Source organism: Corallococcus exercitus (assembly GCF_003611585.1).
GTDB classification, from domain to species: Bacteria; Myxococcota; Myxococcia; order Myxococcales; family Myxococcaceae; genus Corallococcus; species Corallococcus exercitus.
Genome location: NZ_RAVW01000487.1, coordinates 1 through 6778, shown reverse-complemented (window position 1 = coordinate 6778; position 6778 = coordinate 1). Strand labels below are relative to the sequence as shown.

General features: G+C 68.7%; 5 protein-coding genes. 4 read left to right on the top strand and 1 reads right to left on the bottom strand.

Annotation, left to right across the window (positions count from 1 at the left end):
* Positions 1 to 490: 490 nt before the first annotated feature.
* The 3 genes from D7W79_RS36555 to D7W79_RS36545 all read left to right on the top strand — a co-directional run bounded on the left by D7W79_RS36555 (position 491) and on the right by D7W79_RS36545 (position 4004).
* Positions 491 to 1693: a DUF2380 domain-containing protein gene (locus D7W79_RS36555; RefSeq protein WP_338078842.1), complete on the top strand. Its 1203-nt coding sequence runs from the start codon at positions 491 to 493 to the stop codon at positions 1691 to 1693.
* Positions 1690 to 2160: an NUDIX hydrolase gene (locus tag D7W79_RS36550; protein ID WP_120529911.1), complete on the top strand. Its 471-nt coding sequence runs from the start codon at positions 1690 to 1692 to the stop codon at positions 2158 to 2160. Before D7W79_RS36555 ends, D7W79_RS36550 begins: the two co-directional genes overlap by 4 nt.
* A 290-nt stretch (positions 2161 to 2450) precedes the next feature.
* Entirely contained in the window at positions 2451 to 4004 is a 1554-nt protein-coding gene (locus D7W79_RS36545) for a 4-alpha-glucanotransferase (RefSeq protein ID WP_120529910.1), read from the top strand.
* A 90-nt stretch (positions 4005 to 4094) separates the two neighbouring features.
* Here D7W79_RS36545 and D7W79_RS36540 read toward each other — a convergent pair whose 3' ends face one another.
* Positions 4095 to 4406 (bottom strand): hypothetical protein, encoded by a 312-nt coding sequence (locus tag D7W79_RS36540; protein WP_120529909.1) that lies wholly within the window; start codon positions 4404 to 4406, stop codon positions 4095 to 4097.
* 166 nt (positions 4407 to 4572) lie between these two features.
* Between D7W79_RS36540 and D7W79_RS36535 the strand changes: the two genes are divergently transcribed.
* Complete coding sequence (locus D7W79_RS36535) at positions 4573 to 6750, top strand: BamA/OMP85 family outer membrane protein (RefSeq protein ID WP_167497783.1); 2178 nt, start codon at positions 4573 to 4575, stop codon at positions 6748 to 6750.
* Positions 6751 to 6778 lie beyond the last annotated feature (28 nt).

The window sequence follows — 6778 nt, the reverse complement described above, 5'->3', positions numbered from 1 at the left end:
GGGCAGCTGGGAGCGCGCTTCCTGGGGTCCGCCGAGGTCCGCTGGCGATTGCTGGGCGGGAAGCTCTACGCGATGGGGACGGGCGGCACGCTGCTCTTCCCCACACCGGAAGGGACGCTGCGGCCAGGGGCTTTCGCCTCGGTGGGCCTGGGGGTGGACAATGCGCGCTGAGGCCCTGTTGCTGTCCCTGGTGCTGATGGCCACGGGATGCGCCTCCGTGTCGCAAGCGCCTGGGCGGGACCGAAGCCTGAGCTACGCGCCGCGTGAGTCCCGCTCGCCCGCGAGGATGGAGACTCCGAGCGATGAGCCCCCGCGCGCCTGGAACGCTCCCCCACACGTCCTCTCCGGGCCCGAACAGCGGCTCCTGCGCCGCCAGCAGCCGCGTGACGACGTGACAGCCGTGGGAGACGTCAGCAGGGAGGCAGCCGCTGGGGGCGGGGCCCGAAGCGCTGCATTGACGCGTCAGGCAGTCCTCGAAGCCACGGACGAGGTGAAGGGCTCCCTGCGCAACGTCGAAGCCGCATTCTCAAAACTGGCGGCCCGTCCTCCAGACCTCTGGGGCTTCAGCCTCACCGGCGTCTTCACGCGCTACCTCGACCAGGGCTCCAGGCAGGTGACGTGGCTTCATGGCGCGCTTGGGAGCGCCACCGTGTTGACGGATGCGGCCTCGGAAGTCGGCGACACGGACATGGAGCTGGGCCTGCTGCGCATGACGGGGCCCAAGCTCCAGGCGGCTTGGTTCGGGACGCTCCTGCTGGCCACCTGGGTGGACTTCCTGCACCTCGCGGACGCCGTGCTTCGCAACTGCCCGATGTGCAGCGTCGAGAAGCTCTTCACCGACCTTCATCGCGTGCAGGGAATGATGGAGCCCACGCTGACGGACCTTGCCTCACTGGACCCGGAGCGGGTGGAGGCGGCGACGACCGAGATGCCCGAGCTGATGGGGAAGCTGACGCGTGAGTTCGACACGCTCCAGCGAGAAACCCGCGCGACCATGAAGTTTGGCGGGCAGGTCATCGCAGCGATGCAGGCTGTGGAGATGGTCACGATGATCTCCACGATGAAGATGGCCATGCCGCGCGTGCCACCCTCGGCCCCAGTGACGCTCGGCGTGGGCCTCATCATGAGTTCGAGTGGAGTCATGGTGGGCTCGCGGATGGTGGTATCCGCAGAATGGGTGGAGATGATGCGGAAGCTGGTGCAGGCGGGCGTCATCTCCGTTCCCGCCGTCAGCGCGGCCGTCCTCATTCAGGGCGGACAGATCTTGATGGCCCAGGCGCATCAGGACTTGCCCAAGGGCTTGCGCGATGCGCTGGGGGACAGTCCCGAAGTGCGTGGCATGCATGAAACCGGCAGAGCGAGGGCGGGCATGTCGGACGCCCCGAAACACCACGTGCTGCCACAAGAGCACCGCGAGTGGTTCGAGCAGCGCGGTTTCAAGGGCGACCTGGACATCGACCAGTTCTGCGTCCGGTTGGAGCAGGCCCACCATGAGGCGATTCACGGCGGGGGGAACTGGAAGCTGGGGCGCACGTGGCCCGGCGAATGGAACCGGATGATCATGGAGGCCTTGCGCGAGGCTGAGGTTGAAGCGGGACGCATGTTGACGCGGAATGAAGTCCTGAACATTGCCGCATCTCGCATGAGGCGCTACGACATCCCAATGAGGTTCATTCAAGGGGGACCGCGATGACCGACGGACGCTCTTGGCAGGGCAACTGGAAGGCCCGCCTGTATGAGCGCCTCCGCGAGCGCGGTTACGATTCGCTCACTGCCTTTGCCGAGGCACACCCAGCCGTTCCACTGAACCAACTCGCTGAGGAACTTGGCAAGGACGACATCGCAGGAGTGCAGGTGTTGGGCGGCTTGCATGCCGAGGCGGAGCAGCGCAAGCAGGTCACACGTTTCGTGCGGGACGTGCTCGTGCGCGAGCTGTCCGAGAGCCTCCCTCATGGATGGCCCTCCGTGATGGACGACGAGTCCCGTTTCCAGGTCGCCAAGGCGCTCGGCTGCTGGTCTGCCGACACTCCTGATACGCACAAGGAGCGGGTCAAGCAGGCCAGGGCAGCACTTCGCGCGAATCCTCCCAAGCCCGGCTGGCGCCCTCTCAGCCCCGACGACGAGCTTCTCCGGACACTCCTCCCCGACGAGCAAGCCTGACCGAGCCGTCAACACCCTGCCCCCCTCGTCTTCCACGGCGATGACACACCTTGTCATTCCACCCCGCCGGACCTCCACCTTCGGCGGACCGGGGCGTCGAGGAACAGGGGGGGAGCCGGTCCACGAAGCGCTGTCCCTCCATCCGCACAGCCACGCTTCGTCAACCACTGAGCGCTCGCATTGGCCCTGGGTCCAACGCCGCGTTCTCCAAATGCCTGACAGGCAGGCGTGTGTGCACCGCGTCGCGACAGCAGTTCACACCGGCCCGGGGCTGGGGCAGATTGCGCCGCATGTCCACTCCTGGCCGGCTTTCCGGTCTCCTGCTTCCCCTGTTCTCCCTTCGCTCGCGGACGGACTTCGGCATTGGCGACTTTGGCGCCATGGATGGCCTGTTCTCCTGGATGAAGGCCGCGCGTCAGCGCCTGCTGATGGTGCTGCCCCTGCTCCCCACCGCGCCCGGTGACCCCAGCCCCTACGCCACGCGGTCCGCGTTCGGTTTGAACCCGCTCTTCATCGACCTGAGCCAGGTGCCGGAGTTCCAGGCCACCGGCGGCGAGGGCGCGCTCAGCGACACGCAGAAGGGGCAGCTGGCGGAGGCCCGCGGCGCGCCGCGCGTGCGCTACGACCTGGTGTTCCCGCTCAAGGACGCCGCGTTCGCGCGCGCCTTCGACCACTTCGAGAAGCACGAGTGGACCCCGCGCACGCCGCGCGCCCAGGAGTTCCAGAAGTGGCGCGAGGCGCAGGGCGAGTGGCTGGAGAGCTATGCCCTCTTCACCGCCATCAGCGAGAAGGAGGGCCGCCGTCCCTGGTGGGAGTGGCCCGAAGGGCTGCGCACACGCCAGCCGCAGGCGCTCATCGCCATCCAGAAGGAGGGCCTGGAGCGCCGCGTGCGCTACCACGCGTGGCTGCAGTGGCTGGCCGAAGTGCAGTGGAACCAGGTCCGCGCGCAGGCCAAGGCGAAGGACGTGCTGCTGTGCGGTGACGAGCCCTTCATCATCGGACAGGACAGCTCCGACTGCTGGGCCCATCCGGACATCCTGCGCCGCGACGCGCGCCTGGGCGTGCCGCCGGACGACTTCTCCGCCACGGGCCAGGACTGGGGCCTGCCCTACTTCGACTTCGCCGCCATGGAGAAGGACGACTACGCGTGGCTGAAGAAGCGCGCGGCCAAGGCGGCCAGCTACTACGACCTGCGCCGCGTGGACCACGCGGTGGGCTACTTCCGCCAGTGGATCCGCGACGAGAAGAACCCCACCGGCTACTTCGTCCCCGCGGACGAGGCCACCTGGCGCCGCCAGGGTGAGAAGCACTTCCGACTGCTGTCGGAGGGCGCGGGCATCGTCGCCGAGGACCTGGGCGTGATTCCGCCGTTCGTGCGGAAGATCCTCGCGGACCTGAAGCTGCCCGGCTACCGCGTGCTGCGCTGGGAGCGCGACGACAACACCTACCGCGACCCGCACCAGTTCCCCGCCGTGTCGCTGGTCACCACCGGCACGCACGACACGGAGCCGCAGGCGGAGTGGTGGGAGCAGGCGCGCGAGGACGAGCGCCAGAACGCCGCGCGCGTGTGGCCGGAGTTCCAGGGCGTCGCGGTGACGCGCGAGTTCACCCCGGACATCCACCGCGCCACGCTGGCCGCGTCGCTGAACGCGGGCTCGGACCTGTGCGTGCTGCCGTGGCAGGACGTGCTGGGCACCCGCGACCGCATCAACCTGCCCGGCACCATGGGCGACGCCAACTGGGCCTACCGCATCGCGCAGAACACGGACGCGCTGCTCACGGAGCCGCAGACGAAGGACGCCGCGGAGCGCCTGGCGTGGCTCACCGCCTCGTCGCGCCGCTAGCCTTCAAGACGCAGTCACCGCCCCGGGGCCGCTGGACACGCGGCCGCCCCGGGCGCGGGCGCTGACCCGAAGGGACGCCCGCGTCCCGCGTCAGTCGCCGTTGTCCTCGATGCACTTCACCTGGCCGGGGAAGCCGTCGAACACGGCGCAGCGGCGGCCCTCCTTCACGCACTCCAGCCGGTCGCAGATGTTCTCCACGACGCACAGGGGGGGCGAGCGGCCGAACTCCAGGAACAGCTCCGCGCAGAAGCGGAACGGATCCGCGCACCCGATGGAGCCGCAGTAGGGCGTGTCGGAGAGGTTCTCGCCCTCCTTGAGTTGGACCACTTCGTCTTCGCTCACGCCGCAGCCGGTGGCGAGCACCAGCGTGGCCGACAACAACATCGCGATTCGCCGGACCATAGGGGCCCGAATCTGACGCACCCCGGGCCCGGTTGCACGCGCCACGGCGGTGCCCGGGGGCTGGAGGACACTGCCCCCGCCCCCGAGGTCGTGGAATGCGACATTCGCCCCACAAAGAAACATTGCGAAACGCGTCAGGGGCTGGCCTTCCGGTAAGAAACATGGCGTGGCCGACGTCCGACTCCTCCGATTCCGCTTCGCCGTGCCCCTCACGCTGGCCGTGCTGCTGACGGCGTGCGCCACCACCTCCAATCAGCCCACCGGGCCGAAGGTGAAGTCCCTGGACATCGAGGGGACGAAGCAGGTGGACGAGGGGGACATCAAGGACCGCATCCTCACGTCCTCCACCCCCTGGTACGCGTTCTGGCCCTTCGGCAAGGCGCACTACTTCGACACCAACGCGTGGCAGGCGGACCTGCGCCGCATCGAGCGCTTCTACCAGGCGGAGGGCTTCTACCAGGCGCAGGTGGAGTCCAACGAGGTCATCCCCGACGGCGACAAGGCCGTGCGCCTCAAGGTGGTGGTCAACGAGGGCGCGCCCACCGTCATCGACCACATTGAACCGCACGGCCTGGAGGCGCTGAGCCAGGGCGAGGGCCAGCCGTCGCAGCGTGAGCGCGAGCGCATCCTGGAAGAGCTGCCGATGAAGCCCGGGGACGTGTTCCGCGAGGACGCGTGGACCACCACCAAGGAGCTGGTGCTCCAGCGGCTCAAGGACCTGGGGTACGCGGAAGCCGAGGTCGGCGGCGAGGTGCGCGTGGACGTGGCCACGCAGAAGGCCGTGGTGGACCTGCAGATTGCCCCGGGCCTGCGCTACCGATTCGGCAACATCTTCATCGCCACGGACGCGAACCCGCAGGTGCCGCCCCGGCGCATCATCGAACAGGCGCAGGGCGCCGTGACCAAGGGCGCGTACTTCAGTGAAGCGGCGCTGGCGGAAGCCCAGGCGCGCGTCTTCCGCATGGGCGTCTTCGGCGCGGTGAAGGTGAACCGGGGCGCGCCGGACCGGCAGAACGCCACGGTGCCGGTGGTGGTGGACGTGCGCGAGTCGCCCTTCCACTCGATCAAGCTGGGCGGCGGTATCGGCATCGACGCCGCGCGGCAGGAAGGCCGCATCCTGGGCGAGTGGACCAACCGCAACTTCCGGGGCGGCCTGCGAAGGCTCACGCTGCGCGGGCGCCTGGGCTACGCCTTCATCCCCAACGTGCTGGCGAGCCTGCGCAACGACGAGGGCTCCGACGAGGCCCCCGTCTTCAGCTTCACCACGGAGTTCGAACAGCCGCGCTTCCTCTTCCGCGACGTGGCCCTGCAGGCCTCCGTCACCGCGGAGAAGGGCCTGCAGCAGGCCTATTCGTTCTACGGCGGCTACCTCAAGACGGGCGTCATCTGGACGCCCCACCCGTCCTTCTCCGTCTTCCCCTCGTACAACCTGCAGCTCTACCGGCTGACGGGCCAGGTGAGCCTGGAGGAGAGCGTCCCGCCCATCACCCTGGGCTGTGAGAACACGACCCAGGAGGGCAAATGCGACCAGGCGCTGAGCTTCCTGGAGGTGGCGTTCGCCTGGGACCGGCGCGACGACCGCACCGAGCCCCGCGACGGCTACTACGTGGGCTTCTCCGTCCAGAAGGGCGGCGGCCCCTTCTTCGGGCAGTACACCTACGTCCGGCTGCTGCCGGACCTGCGCTACTACTACTCCATCGGAGAGAAGAAGGACCTGACGGTGGCGGTGAAGCTGCGCGCGGGCACGCTGGACCCGGCGGGCGGCGGCCAGAGCTCCATCGTCACCCGCTTCTTCTCCGGCGGCGCCACCGCGATGCGCGGCTTCAACGGCCAGCGGCTGTCGCCCATGACGCCGCTGTCGCCCACCTACAAGAAGGACGACGACGGCAACGTCCTGCTGGACGCGGCCGGCAACCCCATCCTGGAGTCCTGGGACACCGTGCCCGTGGGTGGAAACAGCCTGTTCGAAAGCTCCGTGGAGCTGCGCTACATGCTCACGGACGCCCTGATGGTGGCGGTCTTCTACGACTCCGGCCTCGTGGGCACGGAGGCGCTGTTCGGCAAGAACGCCCCCAAGCTGTTCGGTCCCGAGCACTACCACGCCGTGGGCGCCGGCCTGCGCTACCTGACGGTGGTGGGACCCATCCGACTGGACATCGCGCGGCGCTTGAACATCGGGCGGGGATTGCCCGTCAGCGATCCCGGATACATCTATCCGTCCTCTGGTGGATGCCTGGGCTTTGGGCGCAAGTTCGACAAGGCCACGACGTCCGCTGATGCAGCGTTCGCGGGCGCCCCGGAAGGGCTCTGCGCGGTCCATATCTCCATCGGAGAGGCGTTTTGAGCGACCCCACGACCCCCGCCCCCGCCGC